This window comes from Kribbella sp. NPDC059898 (assembly GCF_042730855.1).
Taxonomy (GTDB): domain Bacteria; phylum Actinomycetota; class Actinomycetes; order Propionibacteriales; family Kribbellaceae; genus Kribbella.
Genome location: NZ_JBHWKR010000002.1, coordinates 208,559 through 231,690, shown reverse-complemented (window position 1 = coordinate 231,690; position 23,132 = coordinate 208,559). Strand labels below are relative to the sequence as shown.

The following is a 23,132-nucleotide window of genomic DNA, read 5'->3' as shown; positions in this document are numbered from 1 at the left end:
GTCAGCGGTCCTCGATGTCGTCCGCGCGGATCAGGCCGTCCTCGATCGCCCGGGCCAGCAGCGCGGCCTTGCTGGCGGCGTGTCGGCCGACCTGACCGTACTTGACCCGCGCCCGGTCGATGTACTGCTTGACAGTGGTCTCTCGGATCCCCATCCGTTCCGCGACCGCAGCTTTCGACCTGGACTGGAACCAGAGCAGCAGGGCCGCCCGCTCCTGCGGCGCCAGGTGCGGCCGCTGGTCGGACAGCATCGCGCCTGCCATCGCCGGTGGTACGGCGGGCCGGTCCTGCGCTGTCTCGACGATCGCGTCGACCAAGAACTGCGGGCCTTCCTGCTTGGTGACGTACGCGCTCGCACCGGCGTCAAGCGCCGCCCGTACGGTCTCTTCGTCTACGTGCTGCGAGAAGACGATCACGCGCCGCCCGCTGTCGACGAGCTCGGTCAGGGCGCCGAGCATCAGCTCCCCGTTGAGCTCCAGGTCCAGGAGGATCACGTCCGCGGACTGTCCGGCGCCGCGCCGCACGGCGTTCAGGTCGGCACCCGCGGAGACGATCCGAACCCGCGCCCGCGGGTCCTGCGCGATCCAGGTCCGGACCCCCTCGACGACCACCGGATGGTCGTCGACGACCGCGACCGTCACCGGTCCCATCGTGCGTCCAGCCACAACGGATCGGCAGCGCCGCCACAATCGCCGACAGCGGAGACGACGACCGCGTCAGGTTCGCCGTACACGGTGATCCGCGCCCACGACCCGGTCGCGGCCAGTGCTTCGATGACCGGCTCGGTGAGTGAACGGCGTACCTGGAGCGGCAGTCGCGGGAGGTGTCCGGCGGTCGCGAGCTCGACCAGTACGCCGCGGCGCTCGGCGGCACTCGCGCAGGCCCGGATCTCATGCAGCAGCGGATCCGGTACGTCGTCGGACTCGGCGAACAGGCGCCGCAGCCGAGCGGCCTCGATGGCGCAGCGCCGCTGGACGTCGGCGACGTCTGCGTCGAGCGTGCCGTCCGCCAGACCGTCGAGGATCGGCCCAACCCTGGACCGCAGCGCCTCGTACCGAGCTCGCCGGTCCTCGTGCAGCGCGTCCGCGACCTGCCGGTCCGCTTGCGACCTCGCCCGCCGCCGGGTCGCGGATCCGGCCACCGCGGCGACGTCGTCCAGCGCCCGCGCCGCGAGCAGTACAGCTGACGGGATCATGATTCCGTCGGCACAGGCGATCACGACGAACCTCGCGATCACCGCCCTGTCGAGATGGTGGTCGCCGATCGTCAGCGCGGCCAGGTTGAGTGCGATGTTCGCGAGGAACACCACGCCGAACGCGATCAGTCGCTCCCGCAGTACCAGCAGTACGCCGATCAGCACGACGTCGCCGAACGCCCAGTTCGCGGAGCCGGTGATCTCGTCGCCCGGCACCGCCGACACCGCGACGGCGCCCGTCGCGAGGACGGCCGCTGCGGTCCACGGCCAGGCCGCGAGTCGCCGAGCGGTCAGGAGGCGGTACGAGCCCAACGCCAGCAATACGGCGAGAACGCACCAGCTGACGAGCTCGACTGGCGCCGAGCGGTACGCCGGGATGCTCAGCACGAGCGACGGTCCGACGTACGCCAGGTGCCAGACGCCGACGATGATGACCACGCTGATGTCGAGCGCCCGGGCGAGCCCGGAACGGATCGTGTTGGACTGCTCATCGACGACGGTCATCGCCGCTCCAGCGCAGAACGACCTCGGTCCCGCGGTCGGGCACCGAGAGGATCTCGGCCGCGCCACCGATCTCGGCCATCCGCGCGAGGATGGACTCGCGGACGCCGCGCCGGTGCGGGGCCAGCGTACGGACGTCGAACCCGCGGCCGTCGTCGCAGACCTTCACCCGTACGGCTCCGGTGTCCTCGACCACGGCGCCGATCCGCGCTTCGTGCACGCCGGCGTGCCGAGAGATGTTGCGCAGCGCTTCACCGACGCAACCGGCGATCGCGGCCACTACCTCGCCGCGAACGAGGGTCGGCGGGACCGACAGCACGACCGTGATCTCGGGTGCCTCCGCACGCGCGACCCGCTCGAGGTGGGCATCCAGCCGCTCGAGTTGCGTCCGATCCGCGTCGTGGTACGCGGACAAGGCCCGCAGCGCTGCCGCGTCGGAGGCGGCTCGTTTCAGCAGCACGTCCGACCGCGACCTGACCGAGCCGGAACCGACCATCGTCAGTGTCGCGAGTGCCGTGTCGTGCAGATGCCGGAAGTGTTCACGTTCGTCCGCCCGGCGGGCCGCGGCGACCTCAGCCGCCCGGTTCTGCACGGCCTGCCGTTCACACTCGGACTCGGCCGCGCGACCCGCTCGACGCACGAGCTGAACTGTCGCCGCACCGAGCACGGTCTGGATGATGAGGATCGCGGCGCCGATCAGCAGGCCGGGCCGGAAGTCCGTCGCCCGCAGTTGGCCGGCGACGTCCGCGGCGGCGACCAGCAGACCGAGCGGTACGCCGGCCCCGGGACGGAATCGGAGTTGTGCAAGCAGGACGGCCGCCGTACCGATCGGCAGCAGCCAGCCGGAGGCGTTCGGGATTTCGGCCGCCGACAACAGATGCTCTTGCAGAACAAGCGTTGCGCAGATGATCAGGGTGTCCGCGATGACGAGTTGATGCGTGAGACCTCGGCGTACGGCGATCGACAGGAAGACCAGGCACCACACCGCCAACAGGCTGACGGCCGGCACGAACCAGACCGCGGACGCGGGTTGCGCGAGGCTCAGTGCGCCGGCGATACCGCCGAGTCCTACCGTGCCGAGCCGCAGCGCGACGCCGTACACCGCGGCGAAGCGATCAAGTGCGCGGTCGGGTGCTCCGCGTGCCATCGCCACCTCGGCAGGCACCGGCGCGCGTGCGACCGCGGCCCTCACATCCGCGAGGAGCCGATTCGTATCCATCAACTTCCCCCCATGCACACCCCGTGACGCAGGGTACGCATCCACACCATGCCCGCCCCCGGCAGCCGCAGTCAACAACACAACGCGATCAGCCGGAGACCCGCAATGACCTCCGTTCGGAGGTCCCGTGACGCCCGGCGCAACTCGTAGCGTGCCGACTGGGAAATCGAGGCGGAGCAATCCGCGAGGGGGAAGAAATGAAGGGAAGAAGCGCCAGCAAACGCATGATCGTCGCCGTCGGTCTGCTGTCGGTGGTCGCCGGTTGCGGCGCCGGCGGTCCGTCGACGAAAGACGACCTGTGCTCGGACTTCGATGCTGTGAGCAACCAGCTGTACCGCGGGGTGTTCAACGACAACGGTGTCTTCAAAGCGGCCGGAGACCTGGCCGGGACTGCCCGGCGCTACCAGGCGTCGAGCGCGGTCCAGGCCTCGGCGGATGGGATCGAGAAGATCTCGAAGAGCAAGTCGACGACCTTGAACCAGCTGCGGAACTCGACGATCGCGATCGCGGATGTGTGTGGGCATCCGCTGGGACTGTGAGGGGCAACGATGCAACCTGTCGGGAGGCAGCCAGGGGCGCCGGTGCGGCGTTCGAAGGCCTGGATCTACTACGCCGTGCTCGCGGTGATCTCGCTGGTGGCGATTCCCGCCATTGGCTGGCACGGGCTGCTCGGCGCGGCCGCCACCGGACTGTACTCGGCCTACCTCTATCGGGGTGGGCGGGTCGTGATCTGGTTCTGGTGAGCTGATGACGTACGACGTGTTCTGTATCCGTGACCTGGGCGAGTCCGGTCACGAGGCCATGTACCCGACGCTCGACAACGTCGGACAGCTCCGGACCGAACCGCTGGACGGAGACCGTCGGCAGCACCTGGTGGCGCACGCGCTGTCGGTCCGCGAAGCCGGTGGGGGCTCCGTGTTCTCCCTGGGCGACGTCCGCGCGGACGTGTACATCACCGAAGCACGAGTCACCTTGGTGTGTTCGAAGTACGACAAAGGCGGCGGCTGGGTCGGTAGTCCGGGTACGGCCCTCGCGCTGAACGCGGTCAGCAAGATCCGTGCGGCCAGGCGCAGCAAGAACAAGGCGCTGGTCGGGCACATCAGGTTCCCGTGGCTCGCGTCCGTCGGCTTCAGCCCGAAGCAGGGTTGGCTCGACGAGGAGGTGCTCCGCTTCGTCGTACGGGATGGCACCGAGGAGCCGAGCCGGCTTCTCGTCGTCGACCTGAACCTGCCGAAGGAGCTGGATTCCGGGGCCATCGCACGAGCGGTCATGCTACGCGCGGTGGCCTACCGGACGACGCACGAGGAGCTGGCAGACGATGAGCTCGCCGGCTTCCGGGCGCTGGCCGATGCGCCCGATCCACCGCGTCGACAGGCGCGGAGCTTCGCGCTGTACTCGATGCCGACGTCGTGGAACGCGACCCCGGCGACCGCCTATCCGAGGCCGGCGTGACGGCCGCGCTGGTAGTCGGGTACCTCGTCACCATCGGCGCCGTGGTCGACGCGGCCCGCCGTCCGTCGTACGCATGGGTTGTCGCGGACCGGAACCGCGGCTACTGGATCGGAGGCCTGGTGTTCGGGCTGTTGCTGGTACCGGTCGGGGTCGCGATGGCGATCGGGTACGTCGTGGGCGTCGTCCCGCGGCTCGGTGGATCGTCAGACTCGGGACCGTTCCGGAGGCAGCCATGAGCGGGCGGGTACTCGCCGCCGGGCTGGTCATCGTCCTGGCGGTGGCCGGATGCTCCGACTCGTCGACGAGCGCACCGCCGGCGCCTGTCAGCACGCCGAGCGAGACCGTGCAGCCGCCGGCCACGCCGGCCACGCCGGACAGCTCCGAGCCGACGGACACGGCGAGCTCGCCGGACGACTCTGGTACGCCTGATGATCTGGGGACGCCGACAGATGTCCCGCCGTCCGGTGGCCCGGACGGCGAGCAGAGCCCGGTGCCTTTGGGGCCGGAGGCAACGAACCGGCCGCTGACGATGAGCAACATCTTCAAGGCGCCGCCCGGCTGGCGGGACGGACGGTTCGACGTCGCGGATCGTAAGCAGGCAACGGGAATCGGGGGCGACCTGTCCAGCTGCGGTGACGACATCGGCCAGGTGCTGGAACTCCGGCTGGCGAACAACTTCACCTCGCTGAAGTTTGACTTCGGGCAGAGCAACGCCTCGGAGAGCTCGGACCAGGTGCTGCAGGTCCGCGTTGACACCAACGGTCAGTACCGGGATCTGCGGACGGTGAAGCAGAACCAGATCGCGTCGATGTCGATCCCGGTCACGAAGGTCAACGCACTCAAGATCATCGTGTCGCTGAAGGAGGGGGAAGGGTGCGGCAGCGGAGCGGTGCAAGCGGTGCTGATGAATCTGATCCTGACCTGACCGCCGGGCGTCGTGGCCTGATGACGTTCGTGGCGTCCGAGGTGCTCCCGGTCGTGTATCTGACCGTGTCGGTGATCGACGGCACCGACGCGGTCTGGGCCCAGATCGTCGGCGTAGTACTCGTGCTGTTCGTCGCGGCCTGCGTGACGCTCGCGTACTGGTGGTGGCTCCGACGGCACCGCCTGCGCTGGATCCCGGTCGGTGTGCTGATCGTCTGTTCGGTCGCCGCCTTGACCGTGATGATCGCCGGCAACTCGCACCCCACCCCGACCGTGGGCCTACCGCCTGCGACCGGCGCCACCACACCGTCGGGTGGGTCCACGGGCGTTGCGACACCGACGGCCGGCTCGCCGACCCCAACCATCAGCGTTCCTGCCGCACCAACCACCGCCGCACCCAGATGCTGGACGGCTGCGGGTGCGGGCACCGAGTGTGGTGAGCTCCACCGGCTCGAACGGATCGGCGGAACCACCTGCGATCTCGCCGCCGCCGTCCGCTTCCTTGGTGGGAACCCCGCCGTCGACGTCGTTACCGCGCAGTCGGTATCCGCACCCGGTGGCGGATGCGCCGTACGCTCGTTCTCCGACGTCTCCGGATCCTCCCGGAACGTCCTACAGACCGGAGCCGGCGGATCCTGGCGCCGCTGCTACGACCGTCGTACGACGTCCGTCGTCACCTGCGCCCAGCTCCACTCCAGCGAGTACGTCGCCACCGGCGACCCGCGTCGGCCGACCCTCGACGAATGCGTGACTGCCGCCCAGATCTACCTCGACCAAGAGTTGCCGGCCGTCCAGCAGGACCTCACCGTCACCGCTCTGTCCGTCAAGTCGGGTACCGCGGATCCGGCTCGCTGCACGATAGACGCCCGAGGCAACCATCTCCTGACCGCCTCCGTCCGTTCGCTCGGCTCGTCACCGGTCCCCGTGCAGGAGCCCTAAACCGCTCGATCGAAGACGTCCGTGGGACTAGCCTCGGCGGGTGGATGACTGGGAATGGGACGAGACGTTGTACGCCGGCAGCGCGCAGCACTACGCGGTCGGGCGGATGGCCTACCCGGCGGCGCTGGGCGAAGTACTCCGGGATGAACTGCAACTGAACGGGAAAGGCCGGCTCCTCGACGTCGGCTGTGGTCCGGGGCCGGTGACGCTGTTGCTGGCGCCGTACTTCGCGGAGGCGGTCGGGGTCGACGCGGACGCCGACATGCTCGACGTGGCCGCGGGGCGGGCCGCGGAGACCGGCGTACGCAACACCAAGTGGCGGCAGTTGCGCGCCGAGGAACTGCCGGCGGACCTCGGGACGTTCGAGGTGGTGACGTTTGCGCAGTCCTTCCACTGGATGGATCAGGCGCTGGTCGCCCGACTGGTCCGCGGGATGCTCGCGCCCGGCGGGGCGTGGGTGCACGTTGGCGCGACCACGCATCGAGGGCTCGACGGTACGACGGAGCTGCCGCACCCACGGCCGCCGTGGTCCGCGATCGACGAGCTGGTGGCGCGCTACCTCGGTCCGGTACGGCGGGCCGGGCGGAGCGCGCTGCCGACGGGCACCCGGAGCGGCGAGGAGGACGTGATGCGCGCCGCCGGGTACGCCGGACCGACCAGGCTGGTCGTCGGCGGGAACGAGGTCGAGGACCGGACCGTCGACGACGTGGTCGCGGCGGTGTTCTCGTTGTCGAGCTCGACACCGCACCAGTTCGGCGCGGAGCGGCCCGCCTTCGAGGCCGACCTGCGCGAGCTGCTGACGAACGCTTCCGACCACGGGCTGTTCGCGGAAGAGCGCCGCGAGATCGAGGCGGTGGTCTGGCGCTGAGCGCCGACTGAGAGCCGACCGTGAGTCAGCTGAGAGCGTGGCGGGACACGCGGCGGCCGCGGCGAGATCGCCGCGGCCGCAGAGTGTGCTGCGTCAGGACTGGTTGTTGTCCTGGTTGTTGTCGCCCTGGCCGCCGAGCTGGTCCCGGGCGAAGTTCTCGCCCTGCTCGATCTGGTCCCCGAACTTGTTGCCGGTCTTCTCGTTCAGGAACTCACCGGCCTTCTCCAGGCCCTGGTTGACCTGGTCCGGGTGCTCCTTGGCCAGTTCTTCGGCCTTGTCCTTCATTTCGTCGAACAAACCCATCGTCTTTCCCCGTTCCTCGATGGTTGCCTTCCACTACCTAGCCCGTCTTACCCGATCCGGTGCATTCCACACAAGGACTCGCCGGGGGTTGACGAAGCGTTCATCCGGTAAACGGATTCCGGTCCGCCCGCAGCGCGGGAAGTACGCTTCCGGCGAACACGCCGTACAGGTGCCGCTGGAACATCGGGCCGAAGCTGACCCGGGCCACGCCGCGGCCCGCGTAGTCGGCGACCGAGTGCGCGCCCTGCCCGTACGCGACGTTCACCGGGCCGTCGAGCTGCGTGCTCAGCGTGCCGATCACGTCGAGGTCGCCGACCCCGATCGGGTACACACAGTCAGCCCCGGCGGCCAGGTATTTCGTACCGCGATCGATCGCTGTCCGTAACTGTTCCGCCGCTGTACCGGCCTTGCGGATGAAGGCGTCGATGCGGGCGTTGATCACCAGCGCGTCACCGGCCGCGGCCCGTACGGCGGCCAGGAAATCGGCCTGTTCGCCCGGGTCGACCATCGTTCCGGTGGCCGGGTCGGAGTCCTCCAGGTTGAGGCCGACAGCGCCGGTGGCGAGGAACCGCTCGACCAGTTCGCTGGGCTTCAACGAGTACCCGCGTTCGAAGTCAACGGTCACCGGGACCTGGACCGACCGGGCGATCCCGGCCGCGGCGGCGAGTACGTCGGCGACCGGCGCGTGCTCGCCGTCGTCGTACCCGAGGACCGCGGCGGTCGCGTTGCTGCTGGTCGCGACCGCGGCGAACCCGGCCTGCTCGACCAGTCGCGCCGAGGCGGCGTCCCAGGCGTTGGGTACCACCAACGGCGTACCGGGGACGTGCAGGTCTCGCAAAGTAGTTGCCAAGGACATCAGGATCTCCCACAGATCAGAGGCAGCCCGAAGGCCGGGAACAAAGCAGGTTGGTGGAACGCGAGCACCGCCGAGACCGCGTCCTTCGTGAGCGTCAGCACCTTCACCGAGTGCGCGTGGAACTGGTCGTCGGCGCCGCGGATGTACATCGCGAAGGCCGGCTGCCCGTTCGCCGAGGTGGCGACCAGCCGGCGCCGGCCGGGACCTGGCCGGAGCTTCGAGTCGAGCAGCCGCAGTACGTCGGCCCGCCCGCTGAACCAGGTCGGGATCGGCGGCATCTCCCAGCGCGCGTCCGCGGTGAACAGCCCTTCGAGGAGGACCAGGTCCTTGCTCTCCATCCCGGCCTGGAACTGGTCCAGCAACGCCCGCCGCAGCGGTTCGTCCGGTTCGCTCAGCTCGTCCTCGCGCGGCCGCAGCCGGGCGAGCTCGGCCCGCGCCCGCTGCAGCGAGCTGTTCACCGCGGCGGTCGTTGTGTCGAGCAACGACGCGACGTCGGCGGCCGGCCAGGTAAGCACCTCGCGGAGGATCAGTACGGCGCGTTGCCGCGGCGGCAGGTGCTGCATGGCGGCGACCATCGCGAGCCGCAGACTCGCCTGGTCGCCGACCACGGTGGCCGGGTCGGCCCCGAGCAGCTGGTCCGGGAACGGCTCCAGCCACGGCACCTCGAGCGCCTGGGCGTGGATGTCCTCCGGATCGTTGCCCGGGGCACCCAGCGCCGACGGGACGACCCGTCGGCTGCTGTGCTGCAGGAGGTTCAGGCACACGTTGGTGGCGATCCGGTACAGCCAGGTCCGGACCGACGAACGGTGCTCGAAGTCCGCGTGACCACGCCAGGCGCGCAGGTACGTCTCTTGTACGGCGTCCTCGGCGTCGTGCAGCGAGCCGAGCATCCGGTAGCAGTGCGCGACCAGCTCGCCCCGATGCTCCGCGAACTCCTCCTTGAGGTTCATCGGACTCCTTCCACCACCTTCGCCTCGGACGCCCGGGTTGCCCGGGCACGGGCCGCGAGCGCGAGACCCGACAGCGCCGCGAGCAACGACAGTACGCCGGAACCCGCGAGCGCCCGGGTGAAGCCGTGACCGGTGTAGCCGCCGGCGGCCGCGAACACCGAGCCGAGGACCGCGACCCCGGCCACGCCGCCGAGCTGGCGGTTCATGCTGTAGACGCCGGACGCGATCCCGACCGACTCCCGCGGCAGCGCGGACATCGCCGCACTCTGCGCCGCCGGCATCGCGAGCGAGATCCCGGACCCGGTGACCATCAGCGGTACGACGAGCTCCCAGTAGTGGCTGGTACCGCGGCTGACCCAGAACATGCCGGCCGCCTGCAGCGTCATACCGATGACGACCAGCGGCCGCTCGCCGATCCGGTCGACCAGGCGTCCCGCGATCGGCCCGATCACGAACAGTGTCGCCGTCCACGGCAGCAGTTGCAGCCCGGCCTTCAGCGGTGCCGACCCGAGCACGACCTGCATGTACTGCGAGAGGAAGAACACCGCGCTGAAGAGCGCCGCGCTGAGGAAGAAGCCGGCCGAGTTCGCCGCCGTGAACGTCCGGTTCCGGAAGAACGCCAGCGGCACCATCGCATGATCGGTCCGCCGTTCCCACAGCCCGAACGCGATCAGCATCACGACACCGATCGCGAACGCGGACAGTACTTCGGCGCTCGTCCAGCCCGCCGACTCACCCCGCACCGTGCCCCAGACCAGTCCGAGTACGGCGAGGCTGATCAGCACCGCGCCGGCCAGGTCGAGCCGCCGGGCCGGGCCGGTGCTCTCCGGGATCCTCGTCAGCACGAGCGCGATCGCCAGTACGCCGATCGGCACGTTGATCCAGAAGATCCACTGCCAGGACAACCCTTCGGTGACCGCGCCGCCGATCAGCGGACCGCCGAGCACGGCGATCCCGGTCACGCCGCTGAACACCCCGATCGCGCGACCTCGCCGTTGCGGCGGGAACGCCGCCCCGAGCAGACTCATCGCCAACGGCATCACGAACGCCGCACCGGCCCCCTGCACCGTCCGCGCCACGATCAGGAACGGCAGCGACGTTGCCAGCGCGCAGGCGACCGACGCCGCGGTGAACAGTGCCAGGCCGGCCGCATAGGTACGCCGCCGCCCCAGGCGGTCGCCGATCGCGGCGGCCGTCATCAGAAGCATCGCGAAACTCAACGCATACGCGTTGACCGTCCACTCCAGCTGCTCGGCCGACGCACCGAGATCAGCCCGGATCGTCGTCAGCGCCGCGGCCACCACCAGGGTGTCCAGCGCCACCATGAACGAACCGAGAGAGGTCAACCCCAAAACCCATCGTTCTCGCACAAGGCCCTCCAGGAATTGCTGTCACTCCTGTAGACCGCCACAACCCCCCGAACTCATCGCTGCGATGAGCACGAGTTTTTCAGCGTTCGGTGCGGGCCTCGATCTGGATGAGGGTTTGCTGGCCGGCGGCGACCAGGGTGCGGGTGGTGGGGGTGATGGCGAAGACCTCTAGGCGGCAGATGGTGAGGGTGCGGCCGGGCTTGATGACGGTGCCGACGGCTTCGAGGTAGTCGCCCTCCGCCGGGGCGAGGAGGTTGAGCTTGAACTCGACGGTGAGGACCGACGTACCTTCGGGGAACAGCGTGAACGCGGCGTACCCGCCGGCGCTGTCGGCGATCGAGCTGGTGGCGCCGGCATGGAAGTAGCCGTGCTGCTGGGTGACCTCGGGCCGGGTGGGCAGCTGGATGTGCACCTCGCCGGCGCCGACGTACGAGATCCGTGCGCCGAGGTGCTCCATCAGCCCCTGGCGATCGAAACTGGCCTGCACCCGCTCGCGTACCTCGGCCGTCACCATGGCGGGACACTACTAAAGCGGGATGAGCGCCGCCGCCGGCATCGTCGGGGTTCGGGAGCCGCCGTCGGGTTCCACGGTGAGGCCGAACGTCGTCATCCCGGTGGTGGAGCCGTTGATCACCCGGGTCAGGTCGCCCGCCGCGAGGCCGATCGAGTGCGCGGTCTGCCGCGGGTCGATCATCCACAGCTGCCAGGTCCGGCCGGACGGGAGCTTCGGCAGGTCACGCAGTACGACGACCGACTTGTCCGCGCGGTCGGACGTGACGACCGTGGCCTGGCCGCCGCCGCGGACGGTGCCGTGCACGGTGTGCGCGTCGGGCTCGGCCAGTACGGCGGCCACCTGCCGGCTCGCCTGTTCCGCGCTCGTCCGGCCGCGGTACTGGTCGATCGCGATCCCGCCGCTCGCTGCGACCAGTGCGGCCGCCGCGGCGAGCGCGAGCACCGACCGCCGCCCGAAGCGCCGTCGTACGACGGGAACGGGCGCCAGGTCCTGGACCAGCGGGGGGAGCTGGCGGACGTGCTCGATCGCGGCCATCACGTCGGCCTTGAGCCCGGGCGGCGGCGGAGTGGCGACCTGGGTGGCGAGCTTGACCGCGGCGGCGCGCAGTTCGGCGACCTCGGTCCGGCAGAACGCGCAGCCGGCCAGGTGCGCCTCGAAGCGGGCCCGCTCGTCGTCCGGCAGCGCGTCCAGGACGTAGGGGCCGGTGAGGGTGTGCACGTCGGATTCGGTCATCACGCAGGCCCCTTCGTGGTTCCGAGGCAGTCGCGGAGCCGGATCAGGCCGTCGCGCATTCTCGCCTTGATGGTCGGTAGTTTGGCGCCGAGTTGCTGGGCGACCTCGGGATAGCTGTAGCCGTTGTAGTACGCGAGCTCGATCGACTCGCGTTGCAGCTCGGTCAGCGTGCCGAGGCAGCGGCGTACCTGCTCGGCCTCGAGCCGGGTGCTGACGGTGTCCGCGACCTGGTCGAACTCGACGTCGACCGAGCGGGCGCCGACCTGTTCGGTGCGGTCGGCGGCGGCCTGCTCGGAGCGGACCCGGTCGACCGCGCGGCGGTGCGCGATGGTCAGGATCCACGAGTGCGCGGAGCCGCGGCCGGCGTCGTACCGGGTGGCCGTCCGCCAGACGTCCAGCATCACCTCCTGGGTGACCTCCTCGGACTGCGCCGGGTTCCGCAGGATCCGGCGGACCAGGCCGAACACCCAGGGCGACACCCGGTCGTAGAGCGTGCTGAACGCGGCCGCGTCGCCGGTCGCGGTCAGCGTCAGCAGGTCGCCGTCCGTGATCACGCCGGCCCGCTGCTGCGGTCCGCCGGGCCAGGGCAGCGCGGTGGGTTCGGTCACGATCAGTTCACCGTAGCCTTCCTCGAAGGTGCTTCGGAGGTACTTCGGCGCCGGTCGCCGGCCGGATGGGACGTGGGAAGTGAAGATTTGTGCACCCCTGGCGGCGTACAGTCGCCTGCCGGTCCGGAACCGTCGTGGAGAGGTGGAGCAAGTGCTTCGACAGCTGATCGCCGGAGCCGTGGTGGCGACCACGGCCGGTACGTCGTTCTTCCTGGTGCCGGCCGCGAACGCGGCGCCTGAACCGTCCGTGCAGCTCGGGGGAGTGCACGACGGCCAGGTGACGTTCGACGGGCTGACCGAGTTGGTCATCCAGCGGATCCTGGTCGGTGACGACGTGGCCGCGTCGAAGTACTTCAGCGGCAAGCCGGTCGACGACCCGGTCCGGGAGCAGCAGATTCTCACCTCGGTCCGGGCCTCCGCGGTCCAGCTCGGGATCGACCCGGACGCGACGGCGGCGTTCTTCCAGGCGCAGATCGACGCCAGCAAGGTCGTGCAGCGCGGGCTGCTCGCGTACTGGGCGGCAAACCCGGACAAGGCGCCGGCCAGTGGTCCGGACCTGAACGTGATCCGGCAGAGGCTCGACGCGATCACCACCCAGCTGCTGGCCGAGCTGGTCCGCGTGGATCACCTGCGCCAGAGCGGCCTGCACTGCGACATCGCGCTGGTGGTCGCCGACGCGACCGGTGCGGCCCGCCACCACCTGGACCCGCTGCACCGTCGCGCGCTGCGGACCGCCTCGGCCGCTACCTGCTGATCACCCCATCCGGGCGAGGGCGGCCTCGGTCAGTTCGTACCGCAGGGGCTGCCCGGCGGCGTACCGCTCGATCTCGTCGGCCGTGATGGCACCCATCCCGAAGTAGCACTCGACGGTGGCCGCGGCCTGATGCGGTGTGAGCAGGACGTTCGGCAGCCCGCGGAACGGGCTGTCCGTCGGCAGTGGCTCCTCGTCGAACACGTCCAGCGCGGCGTCCAGCCGCCCGGACCGCAGCTCGTCCAGCAGCGCGTCCATGTCCACCAGCCACGAGCGGGCCGTGTTCACCAGCGCGGCGCCGTCGGGCATCAGCGCCAGCTCGCGGCCGCCGATCAGATGGTGCGTCTCGGGCAGCGTCGGCGCGTGCAGCGCGACCACCCGGCTGGTACGGAGCAGCTCGTCGAGATCGATGCGCTGTACGCCGAGCCCGGCCGCCCGCTCGTCGGTGAGATAGGGGTCGTAGGCAACCACCTCGGCCCCGAGCGCGACCAGCATCCGGATGTACTCGGCCCCGGTCCGCGACGCCCCGACGACCCCGATCCGGGACGCGGTCAGCCCGTGCTGCGGCGGCACCGGGTCCCGCCAGCGGCCGGCGTGCATCCCGTGGTCGAACCGCTGGATCCGGTGCAGCAGGCTCAACGTGAACGCCAGCGACACCTCGGCGACCGGCTCCGCCATCGCCTGCCCGGCCTGCGTGATCCGCAGCCCACGCCGGAACACCTCGTCGGTGACGAAGTGCTTCACCGACGACGCGCTGTGCGCGATCAGCCGCAGCCGGTCCGCGCCGTCCAGCACCTCCGCGGTCAGCGGCGCCGCACCCCACGACGTGATCAGTACGTCGCTCCCCGGCAACGCGGCCCGCAACGCGTCGGCGTTCCCGGGATCAGGCAGGATCACGACGTCCCCGAGCGTCTCCAACCGCGCCATGCTCTCCGGCGCGAACACCATCTTCAGGTACGACGGCGTCGCCGCCAGCACGATCCGCAGCTTTTCGGCCATGACCGAATTCTAACTGCCGCGGACGACGGTCAGGTGGAGTCCGAGTGTCAGCGCCAGGACGACGGCCGCGATGCCGAGCAGCCCGTTCGGGGCCAGGCCGGTGGCGAGGGCGACGCCGCCGAGGCCGCTGCCGAGGGCCGAGCCGAGCGAGATCGCGCTGCCGTTCAGGGCCATCACGATCGCGGGCGACTCGGGCGCGAGGCCGGCCAGCCGGACCTGCTGCGGTACGGCGGCGCCGCCGTTGCCGATGCCCTGGACGAAGAACCAGGTCACGCCGATGACGGCGGACGACGTGAGCAGCAGCCCGGTCATCCCGAGGATCGAGTTCAGCAGCAGCACGACCAGTACGACGGTGAGGACGTGCGGTGCCGCGAACCGGTCCGCGAGCCGCCCGGTGATCGCGTTGCCGAGCGCGCTGGCGACGCCGTACCCGAACATGATCGCGACGATCATCCAGCCCGCCGGGAACGACGGGCCGAGGATCAGGACGGCGTAGGTGAAGCAGGTGAAACTGCCGGCCAGCACGCCCGTCGTGACGAGCAGCCCGCCGAGCAGCCGTGGCCGTCCGAGCGGCCGGAGCTGGTCCGCGAGCCGGCCGGCCGGGAGGTGCCGGCGCGGGAGGCCACGCAGGATCCCGGCCAGGGCGGCCGTGCCCATCACGGCCACCAGGACCATCGGGTAGCGCCAGCTCGACTGCCCGATCAGCAGCCCGAGCGGTACGCCGAGCGCGGTCGCGGTCAGCAACCCGCCGAGCACGAACGACAACGCCTTCCCGCGATGCCGGACCGGTGTCACCGCGATCACGTAACCGCTCACGGCCGCGTTCAGCAGACACGCCCCGAGCGCCGCCAGCACGCGACCGGCGAACGCGACCGGGTACGTCGTCGCAAGCCCCACGACCAGGTTGCCGACGACGAACACACCCAGCGCGGTCGCGATCGTCGTACGGCGCTCCCACCGCGAGGTCGCCGTACCGAGCACCGGCCCGGCGAAGGCCGCGGTCAACGCGAAGGCGGGCATCAACTGCCCGGCCGCGGCCACGCTGACGTGCAGGTCGGCCGCGATGTGCGGCAGCAGCCCGGTCAGGACGTAGCCGTCGATCCCCATCGCGAACGTCGCGACCGCCAGCCACACCAGCGGCCGGTAGGAGAACTCCGTTTCAACGGCGCAGGTCTCGGTCACCCGGCGGCGGCTTTTGAAGCACGGGCGACCAGCAGATGCAGCCCGACGGTGAGCGCCAGCACGACGGCCGAGACGCCGAGCAGCCCGTTCGGGGCCGCGCCCGCGGTCAGTGCGACGCCGCCGAGCGCGCTACCGATCGCCCCGCCGAGCGAGATCGCGCTGCCGTTCAGCGCCATCACGATCGCGGCCGAGTCCGGCGCCATCGAGGCCAGCCGCGCCTGCTGCGGTACGGCGCCGCCGCCGTTGCCGACACCGGCCGAGAAGAACCACACCAGCCCCCACACCGCCGCGAGCATGGCCGGCGCGAACATCAACGCGACCATCCCGAGAACGGCGTTCAGGAACAGGCCGACGAGGACGACGGTCAGCACCTTCAGCGCGGTGAACTTGTCGACCAGCCGTCCCGTCACCGCATTGCCGGCCATGCTCGACACGCCATACCCGAACATGATCGCGATCATCGCCCACTTGACGTGGAAGTGCGGCTCGAGGATCAGGGTCGCGTACGTGAAGCAGGCGTAGCTGCTGCACAGGATGCCGCTGGTGACGAGCAGCCCGGCCACCAGCCGCGGCTGCCTGAGCGGCCGGAGCCGTTCGACCAGCGTGCCGCCCGGCAGATGCAGTTGGGGCAGCCGCAGCATGATCCCGACCAGCGCGATGGTGCCGACCACGGCCACCATGATCATCGGGAACCGCCAGCTCGACTGCCCGATCACCAGCCCGATCGGTACGCCGAGTGCGGTCGCGGTCATCCAGCCGCCGAGCACGAACGACAACGCCTTGCCGTGGTGCTCCGCCGGGGTCAGCGCGATCACGTACCCGGTGACGGCCGCGTTCAGCAGGCTGCCGCCGAGCGCCGCGAGCACCCGGCCGCTGAGTGCGACCGGGTAGTTCGTCGCGACCGCGACCACCACGTTGCCGAGCACGAACACGCCCAGCGACAGCACGATCGTCGTACGGCGTTCCCACCGCGACGTGAGTGTGCCGAGGACGGGACCGGCGAGCGCGGCGGTGAACGCGAAGACCGACATCAGCTGACCGGCGGCCGCCGGGGTGACCGAGAGGTCGCCGGCGATCTGCGGGAGCAGCCCGGCCAGCACGTAGCCGTCGATGCCCATCGAGAACGTCGCGACCGCGAGCCAGATGAACGGGCGGTAGGAGAACCCCCGCTCGGAGTCGGCCGAGGCCGGTCGCGTGTCCGTCATCTGCCAATCTCACCCCGAGCGGCAGGCTCGCGGCAAGAGGGATCTGATCAAAGATGTCAGGAACGACGATTTCAGGTGCAGCTCTGATCACAATTACGGAGGCTGTATTCCATAGTCGTGGATCTTCCGGTAGATAGTGGCCCGGGACATGCCGAGCGACTTCGCGGCCCGGCCCTTGTGCCCGTCGTTCGCGATCAGGCTGCGGATGATCGCGTCCCGTTCGAGCGCCTCCAGCTGGCTCAGGCTGCGCCGGCTGACCGCCTGGGTCCGGCCCGGCAGGTCCGCGGGCACGATGACGCCCGCCCGGCGCCGCCGTACGACGATCTGCTGCAGCATCTGGCACAGCTCGGCCGTGTTGCCGGGCCACGCCGAGCGCAGCAGCTGCTGCATCGTGTCGGGGCCGCAGGTGAGCTCGCCGTGGCTGAGCTGCTCCAGGAAGTACGGGACCAGCTCGCGGACGTCCTCGATGTGGTGCCGCAGCGGCGGGACCTCGACGGTCAGCGGGAACAGCGTGAGCAGTTCGCCGAGGTGCTGCGGCTCGTCGCCGGTGAGGGTCAGCACGACCCACGGCGGCTCGGACGGTCGCCGTTCGAGTACGCCGTACAGGGCGTCCGCGAGACTGGCGACGCCGGCCGGGTCGAGCGCCTCGACGTGCTGGACGACCAGGGTCTGCACCGAGTCGTCGGACAGCTCCGCCTCGAGCTCCGTGGGGAAACCGTCACGTGCGGCGTCGACGATATGGAACAGGCCCGTCTTGTTCTGCCGGTGCGCCGCCCGCGCCAGCGCGACCTTGCCGACGCCGCGCTCGCCGGTCAGCACGACCCACTGACCGGCGCGGCACGCGTTGTCGGCCTCCCGGCTGCTCCCGAGCCACGGCGCACTCCGGCCGACCAGCCCGGGCAGCACCGGCCGCGGCGGCGGGCGGTGCCCGGACTCCGGCGACCGTACGGCGAGGGCCGTCGACTGCGGGCTGACCTGGATGATCCCGGCGCCGGGCCGCGCGCCCACGGGCCGGCAGGTGATCCGGACCCAGGACCCGCTCGGCAGCTCGGTCAGGATCGCCTCGGTCGCCCCGCTCTGCAGGATCTCCGCGGCGTACGCGAGGACCGCGCGCTGGTCGTCGGTGTCCAGCGACTGCCGCGCCTTCGAGTTCATCAGCAGCAGGTCCTCGTCGACCGCGATCACCAGGTCGCCGAGCCGCCGCGAGCGCTGCAGGTACGTCTCCAGCAGCGTCAGCTCGCGGGTCGAGCTGTCCTTCAGCAACGCCGCGCGGATGTTCTCGGCCGTCGTCTTGGCCAGCGCCATCAGCAGCGACCCGGCGTCCTTGCGCCAGCAGGTCAGGTCGATGGCCCCGACCGTCTTGCCGTTGAGCGGATGCTTGATCGGTACGCCGGCACACGCCAGGTCCTCCAGGTCCTCCGCGTAGTGCTCGTGGCCGAACACCTGCATCGGCCCGCCGCCCTCCAGCGCGGTCCCGATCCCGTTCGTGCCCGCGAACTCCTCGGCGTAGCTGAAGCCCGGCGCCAGGTAGACCTTGTCGAGGTGCCGGGCCAGGCCGGCGTCCGCGGTCAGCCGTTGCAGGACCAGGCCGGACCGGTCGGTGAGGATGACGCTGATCGGCTGGCCGTCGAGGTTCTCGTGGAGTTTCCGCAGTACCGGACCGGCGCTGCGGGCCAGCGGGACCTCCAGGTCCGGGTCGGCGACGTACGGCAGCTGGATCCGGTCCGGCGGCAGGTTCCAGTGCTGCGACCGCACCCACGAGGCGAGGATCGGCGGCCGGACGTCGCGGACCTCGACGGGATCGAACGTGAGGAAGTTCAACCGGGCCGCCGCGGTCCGGAGGTTGTCGTCCGCCGTAGGTGTGAGCTCGTCCACGGGGCCTCCCTGACGCTCCCTTCGAGCCTAGTGCAGTGGGCCGCAAGCGCTGTCTCAGAATGAGACAACCGGCCGCTCGCCGCTGCGTTGTGCTGGGCAGATGGAGGACGAGTCCTACAACCCGTGGTCGGTCGTACATCTGGTCTTCGAGCACCTCGCCGACGCCGGCCTGCACCCGGTCCTCGGCGCCACCGGACATCCGGGCGAACCGGCCGCGGAACTGCTGCGCTGCCTGGGGATCCGGCCCGATCCGGAGGGCGATCAGCGGTTGTCCGAGGAGAAGGACGCCAAGCTCGCGGAGCTGCGGGAGGCGTTCTTCGGCGATTCCTGACGGCTTCTCAATTTGAGACCTCCATCACACTCCGCCCAGGGCTGTACTGCAGGTGACAGCCGGTCACATGAGCGGGAGGAGTGCCATGAGTCGCCAGAGTGTGGCGAAGGCCCACCAGAAGATCCAGGAGTTGTCCTGGGAACCGGCGTACCACGAGCCGGTCTCCCAGTACGGCACCGACTACACGTTCCGCAAGGCCCAGAAGAAGGACCCGCTGAAGCAGGTCCTGCGCTCGTACTTCCCGATGCAGGAGGAGAAGGACCACCGGGTGTACGGCGCCTCGGACGGCGCGATCCGCGGCAACATGTTCCGCCAGGTCCAGGAACGCTGGCTGGAATGGCAGAAGCTGTTCCTGAGCATCATCCCGCTGCCGGAGATCTCCGCCGCGCGGGCGATGCCGCTGCTGTTCCGGACCGTGCCGAACCCCGAACTGCACAACGGGCAGGCCATCCAGATGATCGACGAGGTCAGGCACTCGACGATCCAGCAGAACCTCAAACGCCTGTACATGAACAACTACATCGACCCGGCGGGCTTCAACTCCAGCCTGCGGAACTTCCAGAGCGATTACTGCGGCACCATCGGCCGGCAGTTCGCCGAGGGGTTCATCACCGGTGACGCGATCACCGCGGCCAGCATCTACCTGACGATCGTGGCCGAGACCGCGTTCACCAACACGCTGTTCGTCGCGATGCCGGCCGAGGCCGCCGCGAACGGCGACTACCTGCTGCCGACGGTCTTCCACTCCGTGCAGTCGGACGAGTCGCGGCACATCAGCAACGGCTACGCCACCCTGCTGATGGCGCTCGCCGACGAGGACAACCACCAGTTGCTGGCCCGCGACCTGCGGTACGCCTGGTGGAACAACCACCGCGTGGTCGACGCGGCAATCGGTACGTTCATCGAGTACGGCACCAAGGACCGCCGCAAGGACCGTGAGTCGTACGCCGAGATGTGGCGCCGCTGGATCTACGACGACTACTACCGCAGCTACCTGGTGCCGCTGGAGAAGTACGGTCTCGAGATCCCGCACGACCTGATCGAGGAGTCCTGGAACCAGATCTGGAACAAGGGCTACGTGCACGAGGTCGCGCAGTTCTTCGCCACCGGGTGGCTGGCCAACTACTGGCGGATCGACCCGATGACCGACAAGGACTTCGAGTGGTTCGAGTACAAGTACCCGGGCTGGTACGACAAGTACGGCGCCTGGTGGGAGAACTACAACCGGCTGTCGAGGCCGAACGGGCACAAGCCGATCGTCTTCGAGGACGTCGACTACGAGTACCCGCACCGTTGCTGGACGTGCATGGTGCCGTGCCTGGTCCGTGAGGACATGGTGATGGCGAAGGTCGACGGGCAGTGGCGGACGTACTGCCACGAGATGTGCAAGTGGACCGACGAGACCGCCTTCCGGCCGACGTACATGGGCCGGAACACGCCGAACATGGGCAAGCTGATCGGCCACCGCGAGTGGGAGACGCTGTACCACGGCTGGAACTGGGCCGACGTGGTGTCGGACATGGGCTTCGTCCGCGACGACGGCAAGACGATGGTCGCGCAGCCGCACCTCGACCTGGACCCGAGCAAGATGTGGACGCTCGACCACCTGCGCAAGTGCCCGCCGCTGGCCAGCCCGAACGTTCTGCTGAACGAGATGAGCGACGAGGAGCGTACGGCGTTCGCCGCCCGCTACGTGAAGGGTGGTCCCGCCGGCCGTCCCGCCCCGGCCGAAGCCTGATCGCGTGATGAAGCACGTCGTGAGGTTCGAACCGGTCGGCATCGAGATCGAGGTCGACGAGGACCAGACGATCCTGCGGGCAGCGGCCGAGCAGGGCGTGATGCTCATGCACGGCTGCAAGGAGGGACAGTGCGCGTCCTGCAAGTCGTTCGTCCTCGACGGTGAGGACATCGACCTGGACCGGTACTCGACCTTCGCGCTGCCGGAGTACGAACTGGACGAGGGCTACACGCGGCTCTGTCGGGCGCACGCCTTCGAGGACCTCACGATCGAGCTGCTCAACTACGACGCGGACATGATCCGCTCCGGGCTGCCGATCCAGGAACGTACCGCCGAGGTCGTGGCGATCACCCCGGTGACCCACGACCTGCGGCACCTGGTGCTGCGGCTGACCGAGCCCGGGGAGCTGAAGTACTTCCCCGGGCAGTACGTCGACATCGCCGTACCGGACACCGATCAGACGCGGTCGTTCTCGATGGCGAACACCTCCAGCCGCGAGAACGGGCAGCTCGAGTTCGTCATCAAGGTGTACCCGGGCGGCGTGTTCTCCGAGTTCCTCGACCGGCGCCTGCGGGTCGGCGACCGGCTGGAGCTGACCGGGCCGTTCGGGGTGTTCACCCTCCGGGACAACCTGGACGCCCGGTTGGTCTTCCTCGGCGGCGGCGCCGGGCTGGCGCCGATCCTCGCGCTGCTCCGGTCGATGGCCGAGCGCGGGATCGACCGGCCGACGACGTTCTACTACGGAGCCCGGACCCCTGGGGACCTGTGCTTCGAGGAGGAGCTCCGGGCGTTGCCGCTGCCACGGTTCAAGTACGTGCCGGCGCTGTCGGACGAGGACTGGGACGGCGAGAACGGCCTGATCACCGACGTGGTCAAGCGGCTGGAACCCGACCTGACCGGAGCCGACGCCTACGTGTGTGGCCCGCCGCCGATGGTCGAGGCGGCGATCCCGCTGCTCGAACGACTCGGTGTGGCGACCAAGCACATCTACTACGACAAGTTCACCACGACCGGCGAAGCCGGTGACTCGAAGGTGCTGGAGGCAAGATGACCGCCACACAGGAATCACCCAAACCGAACGCAGTGTGCCCAAGCCGGTCTTCACCGACGCCGAAGCCGGCGCCCGCGAGTTCCCGGACTCGACGCTGCGGCACTACAACTACTACAAGCCGCAGAAGCGCAAGCAGAGCCACTACGAGGACGTGACGGTCGACGTCCAGCCCGACCCGAGGCACTACCTGAGCCAGGGCTGGCTGTACGGCTTCTCCGACGGCCGCGGCGGCTACCCGATGGACTGGACCGTGCTGAAGGCCTGGGGCTCCGACAAGCCGTCGCCGGAACGCGGACCGGGTACGGGCGGACTGTTCGTGCAGGAATGGCCGGCTACCGGCTGGCACGAGTTCCGTGACCCGAACGAGGAGTGGGAGCTCACGCTCTACCGCTACAACTCGAACGTCGTCCGCCAGGTCACCCAGAACGTCGAGGCCGCGAAGGCGTCCAAGGCCTTCGAGCAGTGGAACCCGAACTGGGTGCGGTTCGTCGAGCAGCACGTCGGCGCCTGGATGCACGTCGACCACGGCCTCGGCCTGTACCTGTACGCGAACGCGAACCGGCGCGCGCCCACGAACATGCACAACAACGCGATCTCGGTGAACAGCATGCACCGGATCCGCGCTGCCCAGGACCTCGCCCTCTACAACCTCACGCTGTCGGAGGAGATCGAGGGCTTCGACGGTACGGCGCACCTGGAGACCTGGAACCACGACCCGGCCTGGCAGGGCGTCCACGAGGTCGCCGAGGAACTGACCGCGATCGACGACTGGTGCGAGGCGATCTTCGCCGCGAACGTCGTCTTCGAGCCACTGGTCGGCGAACTGTTCCGCAGCCAGTTGGTCCAGCAGGCCGCCCCGCGCAACGGCGACTTCGTGACACCGACGGTGATCGGGGCGGCGGAGTACGACTTCGCCGAACGCGACCTGCGCTACACCACCGCGATGTTCGAACTGCTCACGAACGACAAGGAGTTCGCGGACCACAACAAGTCGATCATGGCCGGCTGGGCGAGCAACTGGACGGCGAAGGCGCTGGCCGCGGCCCGCACACTGCAGCCGCTGTGGTCGCAGCCGGACGCGAAACCGCCGCGGTTCGAGGACGGGCTCGACCGCGCGAAGAGCCGGTTCAGCGGGATCGTCACCGCGCTGGGCCTCGAGGAACCGAAGGAGCTGTCACTGTGACCACCACGTTCACCACCGCGGAAAGCCCGTTCAAGCAGGACAACACCGCGTCCAACAAGTGCGGTGTCACGCTGATGAACAACCAGGTCGGCGTGGTCGTCGCGGACGTGATGAAGGCGTACGACAACGTCACGGTGACGCCGCTGCCGTCGATGATCCGGGTCGACGCGATCGGCCGGATGGACTTCGTCTACGACGACATCTCCGAGGCGCTCGGCGAGGAGCCCGGGTACTTCGACCAGGCCGAGTTCGAGGAGAACATGTCCACCCACTACGGGCGGATGGTGCACCTCGACGACCGGACGATCATGTTCGCCAACCCCGAGGACGCCGCCGAGTACATCGGCTTCGACCTGACCGCATCCAGCTGACCAGGGGGTCTCTTCC

At 69.6% G+C, this 23,132-nt stretch carries 27 protein-coding genes; 13 read left to right on the top strand and 14 right to left on the bottom strand.

Features of this window, described 5'->3' with window-relative positions; genetic code table 11:
* Position 1: 1 nt before the first annotated feature.
* From ACFV9C_RS06625 to ACFV9C_RS06615, 3 genes are read right to left on the bottom strand one after another with little or no spacing between them, the layout of a single operon-like run.
* Positions 2-640: a response regulator gene (locus ACFV9C_RS06625; RefSeq protein WP_380191096.1), complete on the bottom strand. Its 639-nt coding sequence runs from the start codon at positions 638-640 to the stop codon at positions 2-4.
* Entirely contained in the window at positions 637-1,698 is a 1,062-nt protein-coding gene (locus tag ACFV9C_RS06620; RefSeq protein WP_380191095.1) for a hypothetical protein, read from the bottom strand. The genes ACFV9C_RS06625 and ACFV9C_RS06620 overlap by 4 nt, the downstream gene beginning before the upstream one ends.
* The gene (locus tag ACFV9C_RS06615) at positions 1,682-2,914 is read right to left on the bottom strand and encodes a sensor histidine kinase (protein WP_380191094.1); all 1,233 of its coding nucleotides are present in this window, start codon (positions 2,912-2,914) and stop codon (positions 1,682-1,684) included. The genes ACFV9C_RS06620 and ACFV9C_RS06615 overlap by 17 nt, the downstream gene beginning before the upstream one ends.
* Positions 2,915-3,111: 197 nt before the next feature.
* Here ACFV9C_RS06615 and ACFV9C_RS06610 point away from each other — a divergent pair, with 197 nt between their 5' ends.
* Genes ACFV9C_RS06610 through ACFV9C_RS06580 form a run of 7 tightly spaced genes read left to right on the top strand, consistent with a single transcriptional unit; the run spans position 3,112 to position 7,097 of the window.
* Complete coding sequence (locus ACFV9C_RS06610; RefSeq protein ID WP_380191093.1) at positions 3,112-3,453, top strand: hypothetical protein; 342 nt, start codon at positions 3,112-3,114, stop codon at positions 3,451-3,453.
* 42 nt (positions 3,454-3,495) lie between these two features.
* Positions 3,496-3,657 (top strand): hypothetical protein, encoded by a 162-nt coding sequence (locus ACFV9C_RS06605; protein ID WP_380191092.1) that lies wholly within the window; start codon positions 3,496-3,498, stop codon positions 3,655-3,657.
* 4 nt (positions 3,658-3,661) lie between these two features.
* The gene (locus ACFV9C_RS06600) at positions 3,662-4,366 is read left to right on the top strand and encodes a hypothetical protein (RefSeq protein ID WP_380191091.1); all 705 of its coding nucleotides are present in this window, start codon (positions 3,662-3,664) and stop codon (positions 4,364-4,366) included.
* Positions 4,363-4,602 (top strand): hypothetical protein, encoded by a 240-nt coding sequence (locus ACFV9C_RS06595; RefSeq protein ID WP_380191090.1) that lies wholly within the window; start codon positions 4,363-4,365, stop codon positions 4,600-4,602. Before ACFV9C_RS06600 ends, ACFV9C_RS06595 begins: the two co-directional genes overlap by 4 nt.
* The gene (locus tag ACFV9C_RS06590) at positions 4,599-5,291 is read left to right on the top strand and encodes a hypothetical protein (RefSeq protein ID WP_380191089.1); all 693 of its coding nucleotides are present in this window, start codon (positions 4,599-4,601) and stop codon (positions 5,289-5,291) included. Before ACFV9C_RS06595 ends, ACFV9C_RS06590 begins: the two co-directional genes overlap by 4 nt.
* Before the next feature lie 20 nt (positions 5,292-5,311).
* On the top strand, positions 5,312-6,229 hold the full coding sequence (locus ACFV9C_RS06585) for a hypothetical protein (RefSeq protein WP_380191088.1): 918 nt from the start codon (positions 5,312-5,314) through the stop codon (positions 6,227-6,229).
* Positions 6,230-6,269: 40 nt separating this feature from the next.
* Complete coding sequence (locus tag ACFV9C_RS06580; RefSeq protein WP_380191087.1) at positions 6,270-7,097, top strand: class I SAM-dependent methyltransferase; 828 nt, start codon at positions 6,270-6,272, stop codon at positions 7,095-7,097.
* Between the two features lie 93 nt (positions 7,098-7,190).
* Here the strand turns inward: ACFV9C_RS06580 and ACFV9C_RS06575 are convergent, their stop codons facing one another.
* The 7 genes from ACFV9C_RS06575 to sigK form a co-directional block, all read right to left on the bottom strand.
* Positions 7,191-7,400 (bottom strand): antitoxin, encoded by a 210-nt coding sequence (locus tag ACFV9C_RS06575; RefSeq protein ID WP_380191086.1) that lies wholly within the window; start codon positions 7,398-7,400, stop codon positions 7,191-7,193.
* Between the two features lie 100 nt (positions 7,401-7,500).
* A complete protein-coding gene (locus tag ACFV9C_RS06570; RefSeq protein WP_380191085.1) occupies positions 7,501-8,256 on the bottom strand; it encodes an isocitrate lyase/phosphoenolpyruvate mutase family protein in 756 nt (251 codons plus the stop codon).
* The gene (locus ACFV9C_RS06565; RefSeq protein ID WP_380191084.1) at positions 8,256-9,206 is read right to left on the bottom strand and encodes a sigma-70 family RNA polymerase sigma factor; all 951 of its coding nucleotides are present in this window, start codon (positions 9,204-9,206) and stop codon (positions 8,256-8,258) included. The genes ACFV9C_RS06570 and ACFV9C_RS06565 overlap by 1 nt, the downstream gene beginning before the upstream one ends.
* On the bottom strand, positions 9,203-10,552 hold the full coding sequence (locus ACFV9C_RS06560; RefSeq protein ID WP_380191083.1) for a DHA2 family efflux MFS transporter permease subunit: 1,350 nt from the start codon (positions 10,550-10,552) through the stop codon (positions 9,203-9,205). The genes ACFV9C_RS06565 and ACFV9C_RS06560 overlap by 4 nt, the downstream gene beginning before the upstream one ends.
* Before the next feature lie 103 nt (positions 10,553-10,655).
* Positions 10,656-11,090, bottom strand: coding sequence for a PaaI family thioesterase (locus ACFV9C_RS06555; RefSeq protein WP_380191082.1), 435 nt, complete (start codon positions 11,088-11,090; stop codon positions 10,656-10,658).
* Between the two features lie 12 nt (positions 11,091-11,102).
* Positions 11,103-11,822, bottom strand: coding sequence for an anti-sigma factor domain-containing protein (locus ACFV9C_RS06550; RefSeq protein ID WP_380191081.1), 720 nt, complete (start codon positions 11,820-11,822; stop codon positions 11,103-11,105).
* Entirely contained in the window at positions 11,822-12,430 is a 609-nt protein-coding gene (sigK, locus tag ACFV9C_RS06545) for an ECF RNA polymerase sigma factor SigK (protein WP_380191080.1), read from the bottom strand. The genes ACFV9C_RS06550 and sigK overlap by 1 nt, the downstream gene beginning before the upstream one ends.
* 151 nt (positions 12,431-12,581) lie before the next feature.
* On the opposite strand from sigK, the gene aroQ reads away from it, so the two are divergent.
* Positions 12,582-13,184, top strand: coding sequence for a gamma subclass chorismate mutase AroQ (gene aroQ, locus ACFV9C_RS06540; protein ID WP_380191079.1), 603 nt, complete (start codon positions 12,582-12,584; stop codon positions 13,182-13,184).
* Here the strand turns inward: aroQ and ACFV9C_RS06535 are convergent, their stop codons facing one another.
* From ACFV9C_RS06535 to ACFV9C_RS06520, 4 genes are all read right to left on the bottom strand, one after another.
* Complete coding sequence (locus ACFV9C_RS06535; RefSeq protein WP_380191078.1) at positions 13,185-14,180, bottom strand: hydroxyacid dehydrogenase; 996 nt, start codon at positions 14,178-14,180, stop codon at positions 13,185-13,187. It lies immediately after the preceding gene.
* 9 nt (positions 14,181-14,189) lie between these two features.
* Positions 14,190-15,362 (bottom strand): MFS transporter, encoded by a 1,173-nt coding sequence (locus ACFV9C_RS06530; RefSeq protein WP_380191077.1) that lies wholly within the window; start codon positions 15,360-15,362, stop codon positions 14,190-14,192.
* Positions 15,359-16,567, bottom strand: coding sequence for an MFS transporter (locus ACFV9C_RS06525; protein ID WP_380191076.1), 1,209 nt, complete (start codon positions 16,565-16,567; stop codon positions 15,359-15,361). The genes ACFV9C_RS06530 and ACFV9C_RS06525 overlap by 4 nt, the downstream gene beginning before the upstream one ends.
* A gap of 93 nt (positions 16,568-16,660) precedes the next feature.
* Entirely contained in the window at positions 16,661-18,442 is a 1,782-nt protein-coding gene (locus tag ACFV9C_RS06520; protein ID WP_380191075.1) for a sigma-54-dependent Fis family transcriptional regulator, read from the bottom strand.
* A gap of 100 nt (positions 18,443-18,542) precedes the next feature.
* Between ACFV9C_RS06520 and ACFV9C_RS06515 the strand changes: the two genes are divergently transcribed.
* The 5 genes from ACFV9C_RS06515 (at position 18,543) to mimD (ending at position 23,116) form a co-directional block, all read left to right on the top strand.
* Complete coding sequence (locus ACFV9C_RS06515; protein WP_380191074.1) at positions 18,543-18,773, top strand: hypothetical protein; 231 nt, start codon at positions 18,543-18,545, stop codon at positions 18,771-18,773.
* An 85-nt stretch (positions 18,774-18,858) separates the two neighbouring features.
* Positions 18,859-20,511 (top strand): hypothetical protein, encoded by a 1,653-nt coding sequence (locus ACFV9C_RS06510; protein ID WP_380191073.1) that lies wholly within the window; start codon positions 18,859-18,861, stop codon positions 20,509-20,511.
* Between the two features lie 19 nt (positions 20,512-20,530).
* On the top strand, positions 20,531-21,562 hold the full coding sequence (locus tag ACFV9C_RS06505; protein WP_380191072.1) for an FAD-binding oxidoreductase: 1,032 nt from the start codon (positions 20,531-20,533) through the stop codon (positions 21,560-21,562).
* 34 nt (positions 21,563-21,596) lie between these two features.
* Positions 21,597-22,745 (top strand): hypothetical protein, encoded by a 1,149-nt coding sequence (locus ACFV9C_RS06500; RefSeq protein WP_380191071.1) that lies wholly within the window; start codon positions 21,597-21,599, stop codon positions 22,743-22,745.
* Positions 22,742-23,116: a propane 2-monooxygenase effector subunit MimD gene (gene mimD / locus ACFV9C_RS06495; protein WP_380191070.1), complete on the top strand. Its 375-nt coding sequence runs from the start codon at positions 22,742-22,744 to the stop codon at positions 23,114-23,116. Before ACFV9C_RS06500 ends, mimD begins: the two co-directional genes overlap by 4 nt.
* The last annotated feature ends 16 nt before the right edge of the window (positions 23,117-23,132 follow it).

Excerpts from the sequence above, each read along its gene's own strand:
- ACFV9C_RS06620 (WP_380191095.1), bottom strand. The coding sequence starts at position 1,698 with ATGACCGTCGTCGATGAGCAGTCCAACACGATCCGTTCCGGGCTCGCC.
- ACFV9C_RS06615 (WP_380191094.1), bottom strand. The coding sequence starts at position 2,914 with ATGGATACGAATCGGCTCCTCGCGGATGTGAGGGCCGCGGTCGCACGC.
- ACFV9C_RS06610 (WP_380191093.1), top strand. The coding sequence starts at position 3,112 with ATGAAGGGAAGAAGCGCCAGCAAACGCATGATCGTCGCCGTCGGTCTG.
- ACFV9C_RS06600 (WP_380191091.1), top strand. The coding sequence starts at position 3,662 with ATGACGTACGACGTGTTCTGTATCCGTGACCTGGGCGAGTCCGGTCAC.
- ACFV9C_RS06590 (WP_380191089.1), top strand. The coding sequence starts at position 4,599 with ATGAGCGGGCGGGTACTCGCCGCCGGGCTGGTCATCGTCCTGGCGGTG.
- ACFV9C_RS06585 (WP_380191088.1), top strand. The coding sequence starts at position 5,312 with ATGACGTTCGTGGCGTCCGAGGTGCTCCCGGTCGTGTATCTGACCGTG.
- ACFV9C_RS06575 (WP_380191086.1), bottom strand. The coding sequence starts at position 7,400 with ATGGGTTTGTTCGACGAAATGAAGGACAAGGCCGAAGAACTGGCCAAG.
- ACFV9C_RS06570 (WP_380191085.1), bottom strand. The coding sequence starts at position 8,256 with ATGTCCTTGGCAACTACTTTGCGAGACCTGCACGTCCCCGGTACGCCG.
- ACFV9C_RS06565 (WP_380191084.1), bottom strand. The coding sequence starts at position 9,206 with ATGAACCTCAAGGAGGAGTTCGCGGAGCATCGGGGCGAGCTGGTCGCG.
- ACFV9C_RS06555 (WP_380191082.1), bottom strand. The coding sequence starts at position 11,090 with ATGGTGACGGCCGAGGTACGCGAGCGGGTGCAGGCCAGTTTCGATCGC.
- ACFV9C_RS06550 (WP_380191081.1), bottom strand. The coding sequence starts at position 11,822 with ATGACCGAATCCGACGTGCACACCCTCACCGGCCCCTACGTCCTGGAC.
- ACFV9C_RS06535 (WP_380191078.1), bottom strand. The coding sequence starts at position 14,180 with ATGGCCGAAAAGCTGCGGATCGTGCTGGCGGCGACGCCGTCGTACCTG.
- ACFV9C_RS06525 (WP_380191076.1), bottom strand. The coding sequence starts at position 16,567 with ATGACGGACACGCGACCGGCCTCGGCCGACTCCGAGCGGGGGTTCTCC.
- ACFV9C_RS06515 (WP_380191074.1), top strand. The coding sequence starts at position 18,543 with ATGGAGGACGAGTCCTACAACCCGTGGTCGGTCGTACATCTGGTCTTC.
- ACFV9C_RS06510 (WP_380191073.1), top strand. The coding sequence starts at position 18,859 with ATGAGTCGCCAGAGTGTGGCGAAGGCCCACCAGAAGATCCAGGAGTTG.